At 64.7% G+C, this 20,049-nt stretch carries 16 protein-coding genes; 8 read left to right on the plus strand and 8 right to left on the minus strand.

The window, feature by feature from the left end; all coding sequences use genetic code 11:
* Positions 1–44: 44 nt before the first annotated feature.
* The 4 genes from AC1DMY_RS14960 to AC1DMY_RS14975 all read right to left on the minus strand — a co-directional run bounded on the left by AC1DMY_RS14960 (position 45) and on the right by AC1DMY_RS14975 (position 7,699).
* On the minus strand, positions 45–1,925 hold the full coding sequence (locus tag AC1DMY_RS14960) for a tetratricopeptide repeat-containing sulfotransferase family protein (protein ID WP_477165731.1): 1,881 nt from the start codon (positions 1,923–1,925) through the stop codon (positions 45–47).
* Positions 1,926–1,985: 60 nt separating this feature from the next.
* On the minus strand, positions 1,986–4,892 hold the full coding sequence (locus tag AC1DMY_RS14965) for a TonB-dependent receptor plug domain-containing protein (RefSeq protein ID WP_477165732.1): 2,907 nt from the start codon (positions 4,890–4,892) through the stop codon (positions 1,986–1,988).
* A 170-nt stretch (positions 4,893–5,062) separates the two neighbouring features.
* Positions 5,063–6,166, minus strand: coding sequence for a DNA polymerase IV (gene dinB / locus AC1DMY_RS14970; RefSeq protein ID WP_477165733.1), 1,104 nt, complete (start codon positions 6,164–6,166; stop codon positions 5,063–5,065).
* Positions 6,167–6,373: 207 nt separating this feature from the next.
* Complete coding sequence (locus AC1DMY_RS14975; protein WP_477165734.1) at positions 6,374–7,699, minus strand: flavohemoglobin expression-modulating QEGLA motif protein; 1,326 nt, start codon at positions 7,697–7,699, stop codon at positions 6,374–6,376.
* Positions 7,700–7,910: 211 nt separating this feature from the next.
* On the opposite strand from AC1DMY_RS14975, the gene AC1DMY_RS14980 reads away from it, so the two are divergent.
* Both AC1DMY_RS14980 and AC1DMY_RS14985 read left to right on the plus strand, forming a co-directional pair.
* Positions 7,911–9,242 (plus strand): APC family permease, encoded by a 1,332-nt coding sequence (locus AC1DMY_RS14980; protein WP_477165735.1) that lies wholly within the window; start codon positions 7,911–7,913, stop codon positions 9,240–9,242.
* Positions 9,243–9,333: 91 nt separating this feature from the next.
* Entirely contained in the window at positions 9,334–11,532 is a 2,199-nt protein-coding gene (locus tag AC1DMY_RS14985) for a beta-agarase (RefSeq protein ID WP_477165736.1), read from the plus strand.
* 111 nt (positions 11,533–11,643) lie between these two features.
* Here AC1DMY_RS14985 and AC1DMY_RS14990 read toward each other — a convergent pair whose 3' ends face one another.
* The 3 genes from AC1DMY_RS14990 to AC1DMY_RS15000 form a co-directional block, all read right to left on the minus strand.
* Positions 11,644–12,051 (minus strand): hypothetical protein, encoded by a 408-nt coding sequence (locus AC1DMY_RS14990; RefSeq protein ID WP_477165737.1) that lies wholly within the window; start codon positions 12,049–12,051, stop codon positions 11,644–11,646.
* Positions 12,052–12,266: 215 nt separating this feature from the next.
* Positions 12,267–12,743, minus strand: a complete 477-nt coding sequence (locus AC1DMY_RS14995; protein ID WP_477165738.1) for an Mpo1 family 2-hydroxy fatty acid dioxygenase — start codon at positions 12,741–12,743, stop codon at positions 12,267–12,269.
* 132 nt (positions 12,744–12,875) lie between these two features.
* A complete protein-coding gene (locus AC1DMY_RS15000; protein ID WP_477165739.1) occupies positions 12,876–13,772 on the minus strand; it encodes a phosphoribosylaminoimidazolesuccinocarboxamide synthase in 897 nt (298 codons plus the stop codon).
* Between the two features lie 193 nt (positions 13,773–13,965).
* Between AC1DMY_RS15000 and AC1DMY_RS15005 the strand changes: the two genes are divergently transcribed.
* From AC1DMY_RS15005 to rpe, 3 genes are all read left to right on the plus strand, one after another.
* Positions 13,966–14,322 (plus strand): c-type cytochrome, encoded by a 357-nt coding sequence (locus tag AC1DMY_RS15005; RefSeq protein ID WP_477165740.1) that lies wholly within the window; start codon positions 13,966–13,968, stop codon positions 14,320–14,322.
* On the plus strand, positions 14,319–15,125 hold the full coding sequence (gene djlA, locus AC1DMY_RS15010; protein ID WP_477165741.1) for a co-chaperone DjlA: 807 nt from the start codon (positions 14,319–14,321) through the stop codon (positions 15,123–15,125). Before AC1DMY_RS15005 ends, djlA begins: the two co-directional genes overlap by 4 nt.
* A 99-nt stretch (positions 15,126–15,224) precedes the next feature.
* Positions 15,225–15,905, plus strand: coding sequence for a ribulose-phosphate 3-epimerase (gene rpe, locus AC1DMY_RS15015; RefSeq protein WP_477165742.1), 681 nt, complete (start codon positions 15,225–15,227; stop codon positions 15,903–15,905).
* Between the two features lie 253 nt (positions 15,906–16,158).
* On the opposite strand, the gene AC1DMY_RS15020 is transcribed toward rpe, so the two are convergent.
* Positions 16,159–16,290 (minus strand): hypothetical protein, encoded by a 132-nt coding sequence (locus tag AC1DMY_RS15020; RefSeq protein WP_477165743.1) that lies wholly within the window; start codon positions 16,288–16,290, stop codon positions 16,159–16,161.
* Between the two features lie 384 nt (positions 16,291–16,674).
* Here AC1DMY_RS15020 and pdsR point away from each other — a divergent pair, with 384 nt between their 5' ends.
* From pdsR to AC1DMY_RS15035, 3 genes are read left to right on the plus strand one after another with little or no spacing between them, the layout of a single operon-like run.
* The gene (pdsR, locus tag AC1DMY_RS15025; RefSeq protein WP_046972653.1) at positions 16,675–17,364 is read left to right on the plus strand and encodes a proteobacterial dedicated sortase system response regulator; all 690 of its coding nucleotides are present in this window, start codon (positions 16,675–16,677) and stop codon (positions 17,362–17,364) included.
* Positions 17,364–17,966: a hypothetical protein gene (locus tag AC1DMY_RS15030; RefSeq protein WP_477165744.1), complete on the plus strand. Its 603-nt coding sequence runs from the start codon at positions 17,364–17,366 to the stop codon at positions 17,964–17,966. The genes pdsR and AC1DMY_RS15030 overlap by 1 nt, the downstream gene beginning before the upstream one ends.
* Before the next feature lie 45 nt (positions 17,967–18,011).
* Positions 18,012–20,024 carry an ATP-binding protein gene (locus tag AC1DMY_RS15035; protein ID WP_477165745.1) on the plus strand — a complete coding sequence of 671 codons (2,013 nt, stop codon included), beginning with the start codon at positions 18,012–18,014 and terminating at the stop codon, positions 20,022–20,024.
* Positions 20,025–20,049 lie beyond the last annotated feature (25 nt).

The following is a 20,049-nucleotide window of genomic DNA, read 5'->3' on the forward strand; positions in this document are numbered from 1 at the left end:
ATCCATCGCGGGCATTGAAACGCGCGGCGCAACCGGTGCCGCCATCAGGGGGTGATGCTGTAGCCCAGCCGCTCCATCATGGGCTGCAACGTGGGTAGTACGGGTTCGAACATCTCGCGATAGGCGAGCCAGCGGTCGACCGCCTTGCGATGGATGCCTTCGGTGACCTGCGCGTAGCTGGGCGTGCTGATGTAGCCCCTCGCCTGCGCATGCTCCGCAAAGCGCGCCATCGGCGAGCTGTCGTCCAGCTGCAGGAACTGGCCGAGTTTCGCGACGTGTTCGTCGAAGCGGGATACTACCGATTCGTAGCGCCATTCAAGCACGCGAGGCGCAAATACGTCGACATGCCTGAACCAATGTTCGAAGGCGTCCACATAGCCACGCGCCAGCCGCTGCAAAGAAGAACACAGCACCATGAAGGCCGGCGAACGAAAGGCCTGCATGTAGCAACTCAGCAGCACATCGCAGGGATGGCGCAGGCACAGGATGATGCGCGCTTCCGGGAACAATCGCATGATCATCGGCAGGCACAGCATGTTCAGCGGATTCTTGTCGACCAGCTGCCGCTCGCCCAGATCGGGCACGACCCGTTTGACGACATCGGCGTAGATGCTGCGCAGCTGGTCGGCGTTGCCCTGGGTGAGCCCCGCAAGATCGGCCGGATAGGACTGTCCCGCCAGCTGCATGCGCTTGATCAGTTCATAGATGAAGGCACGCTCGTCCATCGATCGAAAGCGCGGATGGGCATCGAGCATCTGCTCAAGCAGGGTGGTGCCCGAGCGTGGGAAGCCAACCACGAAGACCGGGCTGGCGTCGCCGCGTGGAGCGCGCAGGGCCGACCAGCGATCATGCGCCAGCCGGCTGACGGCGTGCTCCACCATCTCCAGTGGCTGACTGTGTTCGTCCAGCAGTTCCGGCACAAAATCGCTGGCAAAGCGCAGCTGCGCAGCATGTGCTTGGTGCAGGGCTTGCCAGGCGTCGTCGTGTCGCCCCTGCTTGTCGCGGATGCCGGCGAGGCTGAAGGCTGCATTGGCCTGCAGATGGGCGTCGCTGCATTCACCCTGCAATTGTTGGAACAACTGCGCGGCATGCTCGCGCTCGCCTTCGCGTGACGCGATGCTGGCGTGCACCTGGATGCCGGTGTGGCGCAGCTCCCATTCGGTAGGCGGCAGCGTGCTTAGCATGTCCAATGTCAATGGGGTCAATTCGGCGCGGGCCTCGTCGAGGCGGTTGCTGCGCTCGTACATCGAGGCGCGCAACGCCGTGATCCGACGCGTCAATGAGAGGCGCTCCGGGCCTTCGGGCAGGATGGCCTGCGCCAGGCTGCGGAAGGCGCTGTCCTGATAGCCCAGGCTCGACAGGATGGTGGCCAGGATCAAGGCCTGGTCGGCCGTCTGCGGTGGCCACGCTTCCGCGCCTTCGAGCATCACCTCGGCGCCGCGGGTATCGCCGCAAAAGTGGCAGGCGTAAGCGGCCTGCAGGCGTGCCTCGATGAAAGCGGGCGCCAACGTGACGGCTTCAAGCAGGATTTCGCGGGCCAAGAGCCAGCGCTGTTGTTGTGCGTAGAGCAGGCCGAGGTTGTAGCAGACTTCCGCTTCGTGCGGCGCGAGCTCGAGGGCCTTGCCCAGTGCCTGTTCGGCGAGGTCCAAGTCCGACGTCTGTCGGGCGACGATGCCCAGGTTGTTCCAATACGCAGAGACGTCCGGACGCCGCTGTGTCAGTTCGCGGCAAAGCACCAGTGCGTCGCTGAAGTGACCCGTCGCCTGTCGTGCAGCGCTGAGCAGAAGCAGGCTGGTTTCATCGGCCGTGGACAGCTCGCCAATGGCCTGGCCCAGGGCCAGTACGCGGGGCATGTCGCCGGCGTTATAAGCGGCGAGCATGCTGGCCGCCAAGGCAGTGGGCGATGGATGTGCAGACGGGCTCATCGCCCGATCTTAACAGCGGCGTGGCCGCAGCGAATGCTGCGGCCACGCCTTCTTGCTTGCTTAGAACTTCACCGTAGCGCGTGCCCAGTAGTAGCGGCCCATCACGTCATACGTTGCCGTATCGACGTTGTAGTTCAGGCCGTTCTGGTACACCAGCGGCGGAATGCGACCGCTGAGGTTGTCGATACCCAAGTCAATCTTCGTGTGGATCGCCGCCCACTCGTAGCCAGCCTGGATGTTGTGGTACGTGATGCCACCCATCGGCATCGACACGGCCTGGCCGGTATCGGCGTAGGAGGTGAGGTTGCTCAGGTGGTTGATGTAGCGGCTCTGCCACTGGGCGCTCCAGTTGCCCAGTGCCCAGTTGATCGTCAACGCACCGCGCCAGCGGCTGATGTTGCCGAACTGCTGGGTGTAGGTGCCCGCATAGTTGATCGTTTCGGCACCCGGTGCGCCCGGCGTGGCGTCGTTCTTGAACGTATCGATGTACGTGCCGCTGAGCGACGTCTTGAAGTTACCCGGGTTCACGCCGGCCACGTCGAAGTGCGGGATGGCGTAGTTCAACGTGAAGTCGACGCCGCTGGTGCTGAGGTTGCCCAGGTTGACGTACGGCGTGTTGACGTAGTTGATGCCACCCGGGATCGAGGTGCCGGTGCCGTAGCGGTTGATGAAGGGGCAGTACGGGCTGCCGTTGTCGGCGTAGCACTCATTCAGCACGGTCTGTGCCTGAATGATGGTCAGCATGTCCTTCAGCGTGATGCGCCACAGGTCCACCGTGCCCGACGCGCCTTCCAGCCAGCTCGGCGAATAGACGAAGCCCAGGTCATAGGACTTGCCCTTTTCCGGCTTGAGCGTGCTGCCCACCGTCGCCGCACCCGAGTAGTGACCCGCAATCTGCGTATTGAGGGTGCTGGTGTAGTTGGTGTTGGGCGGCATGAACTGACAGGCCGCCGCGTGCTGCTGCAACTGGGCTGCCGACAGGTTGTAGCACGGGTCGTTGACCGTCGGGTTGGTGATGGTCTGGCCGTCATACAGTTCGTCCAGGTTCGGCGAGCGGAACACCTGCGAAACGGTGCCGCGGACGAGCAGGTCCTGGATCGGACGATATTCCACCGCGAACTTGCCGTTGGTGGTGGTGCCCGTGGTGCTGTAGTTGGACGTGCGCAAGCCAAGGTCGACGTTCAACGAGTACGCCCAGGGCTGTTCCGAGAGCAGCGGGATCAGCGTTTCGGCGTAGATTTCCTTCACGTTGATGCTGCCGCTGGCCGGAGAGCCGCAGGCTTCCTGCAACACGACGCAGGTACCCTTCGTCACGTCGAGCAAGGCATCGCTGGTGACGGTGTAATCCATCGTGTTCTTGCGATACAGCACGCCGGTGGACAGCTGCATGGTGCCGGCCGGCAGATCCCACAGGCCGCCCGACGCGTTGGCCTGCACCTGCTTCATGGTCTGCGTCATCGCGTAGGTCGGGTTGCTCACGCCATTTCTGAGCTGCGCGGTGACCGCCGGATCGGCCTGGTCAAAGATATTCGCGCCCGCATCGATCGACGCCTGCAGGGCGGGGATGTTCACCTCGTTGAAGTTGGTCTGCACGCGATGCGTGCGGCCGTAGTCGACGCTGGCGTCCCAGATCCAGCTGTTGTTGCCGCCGAAGTCGCCGCGAAGGCCTGCGTTGACCTGCTGGTTGTCGGTGCTGAAGGTGTGCACGCGATTGCCCACGCCGGTGAGGCGGGTGCTGATCAGGTTGTTGCCCGGAGTTGCCGGATCACCGAAGGCGACGCCGAAGGGATTGTTCGGGTTGTCCGCGGCTACCGACCAGCCGTCCGTGCCGCTGGTGGGCGCGGGTGCATCCTGGCCGGACGAGTGTGTGTGGTTGTAGAACGCGTCGCCGAAGAAGGTGACGTGATCGTTGATCTTGTAATTGCCGAGCACGAACAGATTGGTGCGCTCGGACTGGGTCTGGATGTAGTTGAAGGCGTTGTAGTTGTAGACGTCGCTGGAGTTGTTGAAGCAGCGATAGTCACTGGTGCTGCTACCGTTGCCGCTGGCCAGGGTGACCAAGGCCCTAGGTGGGTTGCCTGTCGCGGTACAGCCAGGTGCATCGGCTGGCGTCACCTGGAACTTGCCGGTGGGAACGGTGCGCGAGCCGGAGACCTGCGGACCGGAGCTGTACAGCGACAGCTGATGCGCCGAGAAGCTGCGACGCGTGGCGATTACCGGATCCTGCTTGTTGTAGTCGATGCCGGCGACGATGTTGCCCTGGTCGCCGGTGGCGCCCACGGTGAACTGGCCGCCATGACGCTGGCCATCGCCGTGCGAGGAGATGCCGTCGTTGACGCTCAGTTCGGCGCCCTTGTAGTCCTTGCGCAGGATGAAGTTGACCACGCCGCCGACCGCGTCCGAGCCGTAGACCGTGGAGGCGCCATTGGCCAGCACGTCCACGCGCTCGATCATGTTCTGCGGAATCATGTTGAGGTCGGGGTTGGCCAGGCGCTGGCCGTCGATCAGCACCAAGGTGCGATCGGTACCCAGGCCGCGCAGCGATACGCGTGCTGCGCCGTCGCCGCCTTCCAGCGTCGGGCTGGCGACGCCGCCGCCGTTGCTGTTGTTCTGCGTATTGGTCGCGTTGCCCGAGACGCTGGGCAGCTGCTGGATCACATTGCCCAGCGTGGGCGAGCCATTATTGGTGATGGCCGTGCGATCGATGGTCACCACCGGGTTGGCGGTTTCCGCATCGACGCGGCGGATCAGCGAGCCGGTGACCGAAACAGCGGTCAGTGTCTTGGCCGTGGACTTGCTCGCTGCCTGGTCGGTGCTCCCCTGACTCTGTGCATTCGTTTGAGCTTGATCGCCCGTTGCGTCCTTGTTTGCGACTTCCTCGGCCTGGGCCATCACGGCCGTGGAAGCGATACCTACGGAAAGCGCTAAACGTACCGCTATCGATAGTCGATTGTAATTGGACTGCATGGTTGTCTCCCCGAATTCGTAGGCAAAAGAGTCCCCGCTATAGGCGCCTAGACGTCTACAGGTGTTGCACCGCTTGATGGGTTCCCCGAGTCCACTGTTTCAGGAAATAGAGATCGAGACAAGACCTCTTTAACAATTCTTTCGGCCTAGGTTTACTTCCTTGCGTGGTTTCAGTTGAAACCAATGGCTCCAAACAGGTCGCTTTGCGCGACAAAACTGTCGGCCTCCACGAAACCCGCCAGTCCTACGCCGACCAGGCGGTAGCGGGTTTCCGATGGTCTATCCACGCGATCGCGCAGGGCACAGGCGATGTCGGCCAGCTCCCTCGCGGAGTCCGGACGTGAAGTTGGCGTGAGACTACGTGTCAACGTATGGAAGTCCGACGTCTTGAGTTTCAGGACTACCGTGCGAGCGACGCGTGCGTGGTCGCCCGAGGCTTCGCGCTCATGCGCGGCCCACGCTTTTTCGGCCAATCGCCTTATATGCAGCTCGATTTCGTCCAGCGTCAGGTCATGCTCAAAGGTGTCTTCGGCCGATACCTGCAGAGTGGGGCGATCAGGTTGCACGGGATGATCATCGATACCGAGCGACAGCTCATGCAGGCGTCGTCCCCAGCGCCCGAGGCGCTGTTCGAGTTCGAGTGCGTTGTATGTGCGCACATCGCCTACCGTGGCGATGCCCAGCTCGGCGAGCTTGGCCTCCATCACCTTGCCCACGCCGGGCAGGCGGCCGACCGGCAGCGGCGCAAGAAAGGCAGCCACCTGGTGTGGGCGCACCACGAAAAGGCCGTCAGGCTTACGCCAATCTGACGCAATCTTGGCGAGAAACTTGTTGGGCGCGACGCCAGCCGAGGCGGTGAGCTGGGTTTCTTCGCGAATCGCTTCGCGGATGGCTTCCGCCGTGGCCGTCGCCGAGGGCAGCTTGGTCAAGGTGGTGGTGACGTCGAGGTAGGCCTCGTCCAGCGACAGCGGTTCGATCAGCGGGGTGTGGCGCGCGAAGATCTCGCGCACCTGTCGCGACACCGCCTTATAGCGACTGAAGTCGGGCGGCACGAACACCGCCTGGGGACACAGCCGCTCCGCGCGGATGGCAGGCATGGCGGAGCGCACACCGAACTTGCGCGCCTCATAGCTCGCCGCACACACCACCGAGCGCGCACCGCGCCATGCGACCACCACGGGCCTGCCGCGCAACGAGGGATCGTCGCGTTGCTCCACCGACGCGTAGAACGCGTCCATGTCCACATGGATGATCTTTCGGGGTCGGGCGGACACAGTGCAGCGGGTGGCGGGAGAAGGGCATAGTCAAACACGAAACGGCCTCTCCGGTGCGTGGCGTGTCGGGCACAGGGTGCCCTCCCAGAAAGGCGCGGTCACATCGGACCGCACCCCTCCACAAATAGCGCGGTCACATTGGAGGACAGCCCTCCACAATGAGCGCGGTCACTGTGGGAGCGCACCCTGTGCGCGACTCGCGTTCCCTCATTGCCACAAGGTATGCAGGCTCTCGTCAATCCTCTCATCCTCAAACTCCACGAAACGGTTGAGATCAAACGTATCGAGACGAAAACGCTGCGCCGCCGTGAAGAAAGCCATCAGCGACAGGATGCGCTGCGGATTGCGCGCCCACGGCGGCACGTAGACCGCGCGCGCGATCAGGCCATCGTGCAGATAAGGACTGAGCGTGATGACGTCGGAGGTCGTCACGCGGCCGGCAAACAGCATGGGCAGCATTTCCGCATGGCCTGCCTGCAGCACTTTGCGGATGAACACATAGATGATCATCACGCCCTCGAGATAGGCGCCATCCTTGGTGAAGCAGATATGACCCTTCGGATCGCCGCCGCGGAAGATGCGCGCAGCGCTCTGGTAGCTCTCGTTCGGCGTCTGCCCAGCCTCGAGAAAGCCGCGGAACACCTCGATGAAGTCGGCGCCGTCGAGCGCATTCTTCACTGCGACCACGCGCAACGCGATGCGCCGCAGCCGGTTGAGGTCGATCGCGCCGGTAATGATCTCGGAGAACGTGGCCAATCCCTCCTGCGTGCGCGTGGTGCGCGGCGCACCCAGTCCCAGCGATTTGAAATAAGGCTGGTGCTTGCCGTTGAGCAGGGTCGCGGTGTGCACGAACGCTTCGTGCTCGGTGAGCTGCTCCAGATCCAGCGTCGAGAACAGCGCGGTCGAACGCAGGTTGATGCTCTTGCTGCCGGCGGTCGCTTTCGATGGCAGTTCGGGGTCGAGCACCACGTCAACCTTGTCCTTGTCGAAGAACGGCCCCAACCGCTCGCGCAGTCGCTCGGCGAATTCCTCGGCCGGGATGTCCGCCGTGATCCGCGGGATCTCCTCGCGATGGATCAGGTCGTCGCTGATGTCGAGCAGATCTTTCGCCGCATCGACGGCATTGGCGGTCTGGCTGCGGTACGTCGCGTCGGGGCGGCCATAGAGCGCGGTGGAGCACTGAGTGAAACGCTCGGTGCCGATGTTCATCAGCATCTGCGCCGCCGTGCGATAACTCCACGCCGTCTTGAACAGCCAATTGCCGATGGGATGCTCGCGGTCGATCTTGTCCATGATGGCCTTCAACGCGGCCGCTTCGCTGCTGAGGTCCGGACGGCGCAACGGTGGCTGCGGCAGCAGCGGATTGCCTTTCTCCCAGGAGGCCAGGAAGGTGGCCTCCATCGATTGGGGCCAGTCGATGGCTTTCAGCACGCGGATCTTCTTGCCCACCGCGACCAGTGCGCGGTCGCACTCAAGCAGCGGGCCGAGGGTCTTGTCGTCTTCGGGACGAACGGCGCTTGCGACGGTGCTCATGAGGCCTCCTCCAGGGCTGGCCGGGCGAGGCCAGCGCGAAGCGATGGGAACTCTGACTGTGCCCCCATGGCCGTGATGCGTTGGCGAAGGTCTGCGCCTGTGCCCGAAAATTTCGCGTTGATCCAGCATGTTGCAGTGAGATGTCGAAGAGTCGACGCCAGTCGGCTATCGTCCGGGACTCGTTCTGTCGCGTAGGAAGCCGTGCCGCCCCATGACCGCTGAGACTTCTTCCGCGTATCTGCGCCGCCTGGGTACCTGGGATGCTGCTGCCATCGTTATCGGCGGCGTGATTGGCGCCGGCATCTTCCGCAGTGCCTCCACCGTGGCCGAACGCACCTCGTCCGGCGCGCAATTGCTCACCCTATGGGCGATCGGCGGCCTGCTGACCTTGGCTGGCGTGCTCTGTTACGCGGAGCTGGGCGCGCGCCGGCCCCAGGCGGGCGGTGTCTACATCTATCTGCGCGAGGCCTATGGCCAGCTGCCGGCCTTCCTGTTCGGCTGGACCATGGCGCTGATCAATTACCCCGGCAGCGTCGCGGCCGTGGCCACCACCTTCGCCGACTATACGTGTGCCGCGGTCGGGCTTTCGCCGCAGCTGTGGGTGAAGCCGGTGGCGGCGGGTGCCATCGCATTCATCGTGGGCGTCAACTTCTTCGGCATCCGCGCGGGCTCGCGCATGTTGAACGTGTTCACCCTGTTGAAGCTATCGGCCATCGCCTTGGTCGTGGTCACTGGCGTGATCCTGGCGCATGGCCAGTTTGGCAACGTGCTGGCGACCGACACCACCAAATCGCTGCCGCCAGGCGCTCTGCTCGGTGCCTTGCTGCCGGTGCTGTTCACCTATGGCGGCTTCCACTACCTCAACGATCTGGCCGGCGAAGTACGCGAGCCGCAACGCACGCTCCCGCGCGCGCTGGGCCTGGGCCTGGGCGGCGTGGTGGTTTGCTATGTGCTGGTCAACTTTGCCTATCTCGCCGGGCTGGGCCACGCGGGCCTCGCCGCAAGCCAGGCGCCGGCAGCGGATTTGATGCGCCACCTGTTTGGCGAAAGCGGCGCCACGCTGATCGCAGTGGGCATTGCGTGCTCCACCTTCGGTTATTGCAGCATCGCCATCGCGGGCGGTGCACGCGTGCTGCAGACCATGGGAGCGGACGGCATGCTGTTCGGTCCGGTGGGTCGCATCCATGAACGCTCCCACGCGCCGCGCGTGGCGCTGGCGGTGCTGGGCGGCTGGGCCATCGTGCTGGTGATCTCCGGCAGCTTCGGCCAGCTGGTCGACTACACCACGGTGGGCGAGTGGTTGTCGCATGCGTTCGGCATCTCCACGCTGTTCTGGTACCGCCGCCGGTTCCGCAACGAGCCGTCGCCGTATCGGGTGCCGTTGTATCCCGTGTTGCCGCTGCTGTTTGTTTGCACGGTGCTGGGCGTGATTGTGGCGACGGCCATTCATTCTCCCGGCGATGCGGGCATGAGCCTGGTGCTGATCCTGGTGGGCGTGCCTGTCTACTACGCATGGCGCGCATGGCAGCGGAGAGCGGCATGAACGCGTCAATGCAAAAAATTGCGCCGACCCAGCAAGGCGGCCTTCAGACGCTGCAGGCATACTGCCGCCATTTCCCCGCACCGAGCCGCCGATGAACCGGATCGTCTTCCTTGCCATCGCCTGCCTGCCGGCTCTTGCGGGTTGCCATAAGGCAAGCGACACCGACCGGGCCGATCTCAGTCATGCCGCTGCCAGTCCGGCTCCTGCGGCTAGCGCTCCCGCCGCGCCGGTGCCTGCACCCGCGCCGCCGTCGCCGCAGACCACGCTCGATCACGTCGTGCTCGACGGCAAGCCGGTCACGGTGCAGGGCATGTCGCTGCAACGCTATGTGTTCCAGCCTGCGCCGCAGCCACAAGTTACCGTGATGCTGGACAAGGGCGACTGGTCGAAGGAAGGCTCGCTGCGCGTGGACATGCAGAATGCGATGCAGTGGGCGGTGACGCTTACGGTCGACATCGATGGCGCCAAGCCGGGCGAGCACCTGCACACCACCGTCGGCATTCCCGCCGGTCCGCCGCAGACGCTGGTAATACCGCTGCACGCCACCTCGCCGCGTGCGATGGGCATGCAGGCGGGTCCGCCGATGCCTTATATGGCCGGCGGCAAGCGCGTCTTCGTGGCGACCACGGTGGAAGGCACGCTGGATCTGGCGCACGTCAAGGCCGTACGCCTGGGCACGCCGGCGCCGACGGCGGCGCAGACCTTGATGTTCGGCAAACTCGATACGTCGCGCGGCGATCATGACCTTCGCGATGCCTATACCGGCATCGTCGACGCGTGGGGCCAGTACACGCGCGGCCAGTGGCCGGGCAAGGTCGATACCGATGAGGTGTTGCGCGGTGGCCGTCCCAAGAGCAAGCCGGGCGCGACGGTCGAAGCGCCGGCGCCGCACAAGGGCTTCGATCGCTATGGCGGCCGCACCGATGTGCCTGCCTTCAAAGCCACTGGCTGGTTCCGCACCGAGCAGCATGATGGCCGCTGGCAGCTGGTGACGCCGGAGGGGCACGCGTTCTTCTCGCTGGGCGTGAACGTGGTCGACGACGACGGCGGCCGCACGATCATCGAAGGCCGCGAATTCATGTTCAGGGATCTGCCGCGCGACAGCGGTCGCTGGGCGCCGTTCTACGGCAGCACCGGCAAGACGGGCGGCGAGCAGGCGGCATCGACGGGCATCGCCTATCACCAGGGCAAGTGGTTCGATTACTACTCGGCCAACCTGTTCCTGGCCGATGGCCGGCATTGGCGCCAGGCGTGGCGCACGCGCACCATCGAGCGCCTCGACGACTGGGGTTTCAATACGCTGGGCAACTGGAGCGACGACGCGCTGAGCCAGATGCACCGCATGGCGTATACGCGCTCGGTGAATATCGCCGGCGTGTTCGGCAATGTCTCCAGCGGCTACGACTACTGGGGCCGCATGCCCGATCCGTTCGATCCGCGCTTTGCGCAGGCGGCCGATGCCGCCGCAGCACAGGCGGCGAAGGAAGTGCACGACGATCCGTGGATGCTCGGTTATTTTGCCGATAACGAACTGGCCTGGGCCGGCCAGGGTCCGCAGGGACGTTGGGGCCTGGCGCAGGGCGCGCTGCGCGGCGAAGCACGCAGCCCAGCCAAGCAGGCCTTCATCGCCGAACTGAAAAAGAAATACAGCGCGCCAGCGAAATTGGCGGCGGCCTGGGGCATCTCGCTGGATTCGTGGGATGCGCTCAACGCCACCAACTTCGCGGCGCCCAATCCGGACGAGGCGCATTCCGCCATCGCCGACGACTACAGCGCATGGCTGCGTACGTACGCGGACCAGTATTTCCGCACGGTCGCGCAAGCCATCCACAAGCACGATCCGCATCACCTGTTCCTGGGCGGACGCTTCGCCGTGCACACGCCCGAAGCGGTGGCCTCATGCGCGCAGTTCTGCGATGTAGTGAGTTTCAACGCCTATGCCGATATACCCGAGCATGCGTTTGACGCCGCTGCGTTCGCCAAGCTCGACAAGCCGGCCTTGATCACCGAATTCCATTTCGGCTCCGACGACCGTGGTCCGTTCGGCAAGGGCGTGGTGCCGGTGTGGAACGAGCAGCAGCGCGGCGAAGCGTATGCGCACTACGTCGCCGACGCGGTGGCCAATCCGTCCATCGTGGGCGTGCACTGGTTCCAGTATGTCGACCAGCCAGTCACCGGCCGCGTGCTCGATGGCGAGAATGCGCATATCGGCCTGGTGGCGATCACCGACCGGCCGTTCACGCATTTTATCGAGGCGGTGCGCGAGGCGAATCGCAAGACGGGTTACTGACACACCGCCACAACCCTGTGGGAGCGCACCCTGTGCGCGACTGCTCGGGCCAGGTGGTTCTTCGCGATCTGGTGTCGCGCACAGGGTGCGCTCCCACAGAAACAAAGAGGGTCAGGCGAGGCTGGTCGCCGCCCCAAACGCCACCGCCATCACCACCGCCACCGCCATGCAAGCACTGGCGGGCCGAATGCGATGCGCGTCGACGCGCGGAATAAGCCGCCACAGCACGAACACACCGATGAGCATGTCCACTACCAGCGCGCCACGCAGCAGCGGCGAGGCGAGCAGCGGCGCGTAGGGTGGTTTGGTATGGCCTTCATGGATGGCCACGCCGGCCACGATCAGCAGGCCGATCAGATTCCACACCAGGCACGCCAGATACGTGCGGTTGAACACCACCGGGCAACGCTCCACCCAACGCAGCACCGACCAGGCGAGTAGCGCGAAGAACAGCGCGCCGATGCTGCTGTAGAGCACCCACCAGAGCAGGGTGCTGATTAGGGTGAGGAGGGTGGTCATGCAGCTTTCCTGGTTCTTTTGTTCGTCATTCCGAGCGCGCCGAGGTTTTAGTGGCCGGCCGTTTCTTTTGCACGTCATTCCGGCGCAGGCCGGAATCCAGTAGCGATAGTCGTCGGTTGTCGCGTCAACGCCAAAGCGTCGCTCTTATCGCGAAAGCCCCCCATCGACGCTACTGGATTCCGGCCTGCGCCGGAATGACGGGTAGGGGAAGTGTTCTACACACCCAAACGCCGCAACAACTTATCCATCAGCCATGCGGGCCCCACCAGCAAATACGCCAGATCCGTGAAAAAGCTTGGCCGCCGGCCTTCAATCGCATGCCCGATGAACTGCCCGATCCACGCCACCACGAACACGCCGATGCCGGTGAGCAGCAGGTTGTGCGCACCCAGCGAGCGATAGGCGAACTCGGTGAACAGGCACAGCAGCACCAGCACCACGAACAAGGCGGCCGCGAGGCGGCGGGACTTCTTCCAGTACCAGGTGAACGCCAGCACCAGGGTAAGCACGGCCCAGAAGCCAGGGCGGCCGATCATCGGCGGCACCGGGATGGTCCACATCATGGCGATCGCACACCACAGGATCAGCGGCACGCAGATCCAGTGCAGCACGCGATTGGTCGGGTTCTGATGATCGCTGCTGTAACTGTCGAGCCAGCCTTGCATGCCTTGCGTCGAATCGGTTGCTGCCATCGTTGAGCCCCCCGCTCATGGAAAAAGATGGGATATCGGCCACGCTGCGAAGGCGTGGGCGATGTCCAGCTGTCGACGGAACGCTAGCACGCCATCGCGCGCAATCCATCCGGTGCGATCAATCGCCGCCGATCAATCGACGGTGATATTGGCCAGGCGCTGCAGTGCTTCGGCGTACTTGGCCGAGGTGGCGGCGATGACGTCGGCGGGCACATTCGGGCCGGGCGCGGTCTTGTTCCAGTCCAGCGTTTCCAGATAGTCGCGCACGAACTGCTTGTCGTAGCTGGGCGGGCTGATGCCCACCTGATAGGACTCGGCCGGCCAGAAGCGCGAGGAGTCTGGGGTGAGCATCTCGTCCATCACGTAGAGCTTGCCGGTCTCGTCGGTGCCGAACTCGAACTTGGTGTCGGCGATGATGATGCCGCGCTCGGCCGCATACGCCGCGGCCCACTTGTAGATGGAGAGCGTCGCCTCGCGCACCTGTTCGGCCAGCTCGGGGCCGACGGCCGCCACCACGGCATCGAAGCTCACGTTTTCATCGTGGTCGCCCACGGCGGCCTTGGTCGACGGGGTGAAGATCGGCTCCGGCAGCTGCTGGGCCTGCTTGAGGCCGGCCGGCAGCTTGATGCCGCACAGCGAGCCCGTAGCCTGATAGTCCTTCCAGCCCGAACCGATGATGTAGCCGCGCGCAATAGCCTCTACCGGCACCGGCTTCAGGCGTCGCGTGACCACGGCGCGCTTCTCGTACAGCTTCAGGTCGGTGCCGGCGGGCAGCACCTCGGCCAGCGGCACGTCGAGCAGGTGGTTGGGCACCAGGTGAGCGGTCTTGGCGAACCAGAAGTTGGAGATCTGCGTGAGCATTTCGCCCTTGCCCGGGATCGGATCGGGCAGCACCACGTCGAACGCCGACAGGCGGTCGCTCGCCACGATCAGCAACCGGTTCCCGGGCAGCGCGTAAACGTCGCGCACTTTGCCGCGATGGATCAGCTCAAGGCCCGGAAGATTCGATTGCAGCAAGGTGGTGGGCACGTCGTTCGCTCCTGAGAAGGCCGGCCTGGCGGGACAGGCCGGAAAAATCGGCGGTACGACCCCGAACGGGTCGCGATCAAGCCCGCCATTCTACCGGGTGACGCCAGGGCGCGAGGTATGGCGACCTCTGGCCCTGCCGGCAGGCCTAGGAGCGGCTGCTAGACTGGGCGCTTTTTGAGCCCGGGTCTTTGTCATGGTCCAGCCGACCAGCCAACGCTTCTGCCTGTTCTGGCGCCTATCGCTCGCCTTGTTGGCGTGGGTTGCCGTGGCCTCGGCGCCAGCCGCCGCGCCGGCCAAGCCTGCGCGCCTGGGGCTTTGCGCTGCTTGCCATGGCGAAACCGGCATGGCGCAGATTCCGGGCGCGCCCAACCTCGCCGGGCAGAAGCTCGACTACCTGCGCGAGGCGCTCAAGCAATACCGCGACGGTCGCCGCAACGTGCCGTTGATGCGGGCAGCGATCGGCCCCATGAGCGATGCCGACCTCGATGAACTGGCGCGCTGGTATAGCGCGCAAACGCCGTCCGTGCCGCCCACCCAAGGCAACCCATGAATTTCACCTGGACCATCTGGCTCGCCCTTTTCGGACTGATCTTCGGCCACGGGCTGCCCGGCGCCGTGGTGGGCGGCATCACCGGTTTCATCATCGACAGCCTGCGCCAGGGCCAGCGCCGTCGCGCCACGCCCCAGGCCGGCGGTTACATCAGCCCGCTGTTTGCCCTGTTGGGCGCCGTCGCCAAGTCCGATGGCCGCGTGTCGGAGGCGGAAATCGCCGTCGCCGAGCGCCTGATGCAGCGCATGGGTTTGGAACAGGACGCGCGCAAGCAGGCCGTCACCGCGTTCAACGCGGGCAAGCAGCCCGAGTTCAACGTGACGCCGGCCATCGAGGAACTGCGCCGCTGGGTCGGCCTGCGCCGCGACCACGCCTTCCCGGTGCTGGACGTGGTGATCGAGACGGTGATCGCCGAAGGCAACCCGCCGCCGGAGAAAATGGCCATCCTGCGCCAGCTCGCTTTTGCCCTGCGCGTGAGCGACATGGAACTGATGGCGCTGATGGCGATGAAGGGCTACGCCTGGAACGCCAGCGGCGGCTCGCGCGGCTATGGCCAGCGCGGCAATGGCGGCTACGTGCCGCCCCAGCGCAATACGAACGGCCCCGATCCGTACACCGTGCTCGGCATCGCGCGCGACGTTGACGATCGCTCGGTGAAGCGCGCCTATCGCAAGCTGATTTCCGAACACCACCCCGATCGCCTGGGCGACCTGCCCGAGGCGATGCGCAAACAGGCCGAATCGCGCGCCAGCGAGATCAATGCCGCCTACGAGCGGATCAAGGCCGAGCGCGGGTTCAAATAAACTCTGCCGTGACCTGCAGGAGCGCACCCTGTGCGCGACCGCAGACCATCACGTCACCTCAGGTCGCGCACAAGGTGCGCCCCTACAGGAAACAGAATCATGAGCAAGCAAGCCAACGTCATCGCCCCGTCCATCCTCTCCGCCGACTTTGCCCGGCTGGGCGAGGACACCGCCAAGGCGCTCGCCGCCGGCGCGGACTGGGTGCACTTCGACGTGATGGACAACCACTACGTGCCCAACCTCACCATGGGCCCGATGGTGCTCAAGGCGCTGCGCGACTACGGCATCACTGCGCCGATCGACGTGCACCTGATGGTCAAGCCGGTCGATCGCATCGTGCCGGACTTCGCCAAGGCCGGCGCCAGCGTGATCAGCTTCCACCCGGAAGCGAGCGAGCATGTCGACCGCACCCTTGGCCTGATCAAGGATTCCGGCTGCCAGGCGGGACTGGTGTTCAATCCGGCCACCTCGCTGGACTGGCTCGACTACGTGATGGACAAGCTCGACCTGATCCTGCTGATGTCGGTGAACCCGGGCTTTGGCGGGCAGAAGTTCATCCCCTCCGCGCTGGACAAGCTGCGCGAGGTGCGCCGTCGCATCGATGAAAGCGGCCGCCCGATCCGCCTGGAAATCGACGGCGGCGTGACCGCGGCGAATATTGGGGAAATTTCGGCGGCGGGCGCGGATACCTTCGTGGCCGGCTCGGCCATCTTCAACGCGCCGGACTACCAGGCCGTGATCGCGGCCATGCATCAGCAGCTGGCCGCCGTGCGCGGCTGACCACCGGGTTTCGGACAGAAAAATCCCGGCGCTGTTAACGCCGGGAGAAGTTTCGTCGGAACGACGTGTGAGGAGACCACACAACGGCCGCTGATCCACGGCAAGAATCCGCGACCGTCAGAACTTCTGACCGGGATTTTGCGATTTGGTTCCCGTCGAGGCGTCATCATCTTTCGATAGCGCTTTGTTAACGCACAAAAAAATCCCCGCCGGTGGGCGGGGAAGGAACGTGCCTAGGATGGGAACACGGGTCTTACATGGGCTGCCAGTCGGGGTCGGGTTCGTCCGCCCCGGCGGCCGGCGCGCTTCCATGCGCACCAGCCGCTTCCATGGCTTCCACGGGTAAGCAAAAGAAAGGGTCGTTCAGGTCGAAGTCGCTGCTCATAGCGGGTCTCCTCAGTGCAGGCTCATGACCAGGCCCAGTAATAGCCCACCAAGCGCCAAGACCACGCGAAGCGGCTCAAAGCCCCGCAGTTCGGCGTTGGGATCGACATTGGCTTGATCGGTGGGACGCATGACGGGGCTCCTGCAAGGACGACCCCATTGAGCGACCGGCAAGGGCATAGGGCGGGACCCGGATATGGCAAAACGCGGGCAAGATCGGCCCGCCCTCGGGCGGCCGATCCAGAGCGTGAAGTCCGTCGCGTCGTCTATGGCGGCCAGCCGGCCCAACATGGCGAAACGAGGGCATTGCATGGCGATGGCTTGCGCGGCTTCGGTCCAGGCTTCACGCTGCGCGGCGTTGCCAGGGAATCCTCAGGAGTGAAGCATGGGTCGCAGTATCGCCATCGTCGAAGACGAGCCGCTGATCCGCGCGAATTACGTCGAAGCGCTCAACCGCTTCGGCTATGAGACACGCGGCTACGGCTCGCGGCAGGAAGCCTCCAGCGCGTTCGCGATGCGCCTGCCCGAGCTGGTCATCATCGACATCGGCCTGGGCGACGAGCCCGAGGGCGGCTTCGACCTGTGCCGCGAACTGCGCGCCAAGTCGGCCACGTTGCCGATCATCTTCCTCACCGCGCGCGATTCGGATTTCGACGTGATCTCCGGCCTGCGCCTGGGTGCGGACGACTATCTGAGCAAGGACACCAGCTTGCACCAGCTGGCGGCACGCATCGCGGCGCTGTTCCGGCGCATCGAATCGCTCAAGGTGCCGGCCAGCAGCGAGACGGTGATCGAGCACGGCCCGCTCAAGCTCGAATCCGAGCGCATGCGCATCACCTGGAACCACGAAGAAATCCCGCTCACCGTCACCGAGTTCTGGATGGTGCACACGCTGGTGCGCTTCCCCGGCCACGTGAAGAACCGCGACCAGCTGATGCGCGAAGCCGAGCTGGTGGTGGACGACGCCACCATCACCTCGCACATCAAGCGCATCCGCAAGAAGTTCATCGCCGTGGCGCCGGAGTTCGACGCCATCGAGACGGTGCACGGCGTGGGTTATCGATGGAAGCCGTGATGAAGCGCTGGTTGGTGCTGTTTGTGCTCGCGTTCGTATCGATGGTCGGCCATGCGGGTGGCGTCGACAAAGATCAGGGAGTGTTGGCCTACGGCAAAGCGGACCGGGACGTTCCTGGATGGTCCATCCTCACCGATCTTCCCGATGGCTGGACCCGGGATTGCTGCATGTACGCCAAGGCTATTGGCGTAAACCTTGTCATGTACCAGGGTGAGTGGACGGGCGATCCGGAGCGCGTGATGGTGCTCAATGTTTGGCCATCCAAACTTTCGTCGCTTGAGGCTGAGCTGCAGGAAGACAGGCACCAATATCTTGCACGCGATCCGTCTGCAAAAATCGATACGGTGGCCATCGACAACAAAGCCATGACATGCCGCGGCGTGCATTTCGAAGGGACGGATCACAAGGACGACCTGGTGGTCTTCTGCGATCCGGGGCTGGCTACCGGCATCCGCCTTAGTTGGTCGATGACGTTGGCGCATGACGATCCGAAGAAAACAGAGCTGATCGCGACGTTCCAGCGGGTGGTCGAGCAATCGAAGTACCTCAGGTACACGGACGAGACGGGCGGCAAGAGTGACAAATCCAAGGCTGGCCGCTAGGTCGGTGCCACCACTTTTGCATTCCCGCCGTATATCGTTCGGCCCATGAACCTCCGCCACAAACTGCTGCTGGTCGCCCTGTGCACACTGGCCCTGCCCGTGGCCGGCTGGCTGTACGTGCGCCAGATGGAAACCCTGTTGCGCGAGGGGCAGGCGCAGGCGCTCACAGCCTCGGCGCGCGCCATGGCGCGCAGCCTGGTCGTCACCGATGCGCCGCTGCCGCCGTCAGGCCCGGTGTGGTACGTGCAGGAAGCGAGCAATCCCATCACCATCGACGGCTACGGCGACGACTGGGCGCCGCTGACCCCGTGGAGCCAGCCGCTGGACAAGCGCGGCAAGCTGCTGCTGGCCGAAGATGCCGACTGGCTTTACCTGTATGCCGATGTGCGTGGCGCACAGCGCACGCGTGCCGATGCGGACGATCCCACCGCCTTGCGCGCCGACCACCTGGTGCTCAGCCTGGGCAAGGGCGAGCAATCGCGACGCTTCCTGCTGGCAAGCGCGGCGCCGGGGCAGCTCACCGCACGCCCATTGGATCCGCCAGTGGATGGCCTGCCCACGCGCATCACCGCGCAATGGCAGGAAGACGGCGGCGGCTATCGGGTGGAATTGCGCGTGCCGCGCAGTCCCGGGTTGGATGCATTGGGCCTGGCCGTGTTCGATCCGGCCACGGGCGGCGATCCCACGGCGGTACAAAGCCGACCGCTGGTGACCTACTCCAGCGCGCTATCGAAGGAACTGGGCCTGCTCGCGCTCGATGGCGTGCAAGCACGCGTGCTCGCGCCACAAGGCTGGCTGCTCGCGCAAACCGGCCATCTCGCCACGCCCGCATCGGCGCCGGGCGATCAGCCGGGCTGGTTCGCCTCGCTGGTGTATCGCTCCCTGCTCGCCAATCAGGTGGACGATGCGGAGCTGTGGACGCAGGACGTGCCACGCCTCGACGTGAGCGAGGTGCGTGAGGCCAGTGAAGGCAAGCCCGCCACGCTGTGGCGGCAAGGCGAAGCCCGCGGCAGCGTGGTGCTCGCGGCCGCCGTACCGATCGAGCGCGACGGCCAGGTGCGCGGCGTGCTGCTGCTGGAACAGGCCAGCCGCGCGGTGCCCTTGCTCGCCAACCGCGCCCTGCTTGGCCTGTTGCTGACCAGTTTCGGCGTGTTGCTGGTGGCGGGCGCGATCCTGCTGATCTTCGCCACGCGGCTGAGTATCCGTCTGGGTCGTCTACGCGATGCCGCCGAGCGTGCGCAGTTGAACGATGGACGTCTGGACGGCCCATTCCCGATGACCTCGTCGGAAGACGAGATCGGCGACCTGGCGCGCAGCTTCGAGCGCCTGTTCGAAGTGGTGGGTGGCTACACCGACTACCTGCGCACACTCGCTTCCAAACTTTCCCACGAATTGAATACGCCGCTGGCGATCGTGAAGTCCTCGCTGGACAACCTCGAGCACGCGTTGCAAGCCGAACACGCCATGCCCCCGGATGCAGCGCCGTATCTTCAGCGCGCCCGCGACGGCGTGGCACGCCTGGGCATGCTGGTGCGCGCGATGAGCGAAGCCAGCCGGATGGAGCGCTCCATCGCCGCGGCCGAACCGGAAGACGTGGACTTGGTCGAAGTCGTGCGCGGTTGCAGCGAGGCTTATCGCCCTCTGGCAGGCACGCGAAGGATGCAGGCGGTATTGCCGCACGATGCCCTGTTCATGCATTGCGCCCCCGAATTGATCGCGCAGGCCTTGGACAAATTGTTCGACAACGCGCTGTCGTTCACGCCGGAGGATGGTTGGTTGCGCCTCAGCTTGCGCGCCACTCACGATGGCGCGGAGATTGAGCTGGCCAATCAAGGGCCGCCGCTGCCGGCGGCCATGCAGGGGCGCCTGTTCGACTCACTGGTGAGCCTGCGCGACAAGGCCACGCCCGGCGATGCGCCGCATCTGGGCTTGGGCCTTTACGTGGTGCGCCTGGTTGCCGAGCGCCATGGCGGCATGGCATCGGCGCGCAATCTTGAGGACGGCAGCGGCGTGGCGTTTACGCTGCAGTTGCATGGGATGCCGCGGCAAAGGCTCTGAAGCGAAGCGAACTACCCCCTGTGGG

It is taken from the genome of Dyella sp. 01L423 (assembly GCF_056399945.1).

Excerpts from the sequence above, each read along its gene's own strand:
- AC1DMY_RS14960 (WP_477165731.1), bottom strand. The coding sequence starts at position 1,925 with ATGAGCCCGTCTGCACATCCATCGCCCACTGCCTTGGCGGCCAGCATG.
- AC1DMY_RS14965 (WP_477165732.1), bottom strand. The coding sequence starts at position 4,892 with ATGCAGTCCAATTACAATCGACTATCGATAGCGGTACGTTTAGCGCTT.
- AC1DMY_RS14975 (WP_477165734.1), bottom strand. The coding sequence starts at position 7,699 with ATGAGCACCGTCGCAAGCGCCGTTCGTCCCGAAGACGACAAGACCCTC.
- AC1DMY_RS14980 (WP_477165735.1), top strand. The coding sequence starts at position 7,911 with ATGACCGCTGAGACTTCTTCCGCGTATCTGCGCCGCCTGGGTACCTGG.
- AC1DMY_RS14985 (WP_477165736.1), top strand. The coding sequence starts at position 9,334 with ATGAACCGGATCGTCTTCCTTGCCATCGCCTGCCTGCCGGCTCTTGCG.
- AC1DMY_RS14990 (WP_477165737.1), bottom strand. The coding sequence starts at position 12,051 with ATGACCACCCTCCTCACCCTAATCAGCACCCTGCTCTGGTGGGTGCTC.
- AC1DMY_RS14995 (WP_477165738.1), bottom strand. The coding sequence starts at position 12,743 with ATGGCAGCAACCGATTCGACGCAAGGCATGCAAGGCTGGCTCGACAGT.
- AC1DMY_RS15005 (WP_477165740.1), top strand. The coding sequence starts at position 13,966 with ATGGTCCAGCCGACCAGCCAACGCTTCTGCCTGTTCTGGCGCCTATCG.
- djlA (WP_477165741.1), top strand. The coding sequence starts at position 14,319 with ATGAATTTCACCTGGACCATCTGGCTCGCCCTTTTCGGACTGATCTTC.
- rpe (WP_477165742.1), top strand. The coding sequence starts at position 15,225 with ATGAGCAAGCAAGCCAACGTCATCGCCCCGTCCATCCTCTCCGCCGAC.
- AC1DMY_RS15020 (WP_477165743.1), bottom strand. The coding sequence starts at position 16,290 with ATGAGCAGCGACTTCGACCTGAACGACCCTTTCTTTTGCTTACCCGTG.
- pdsR (WP_046972653.1), top strand. The coding sequence starts at position 16,675 with ATGGGTCGCAGTATCGCCATCGTCGAAGACGAGCCGCTGATCCGCGCG.
- AC1DMY_RS15030 (WP_477165744.1), top strand. The coding sequence starts at position 17,364 with ATGAAGCGCTGGTTGGTGCTGTTTGTGCTCGCGTTCGTATCGATGGTC.
- AC1DMY_RS15035 (WP_477165745.1), top strand. The coding sequence starts at position 18,012 with ATGAACCTCCGCCACAAACTGCTGCTGGTCGCCCTGTGCACACTGGCC.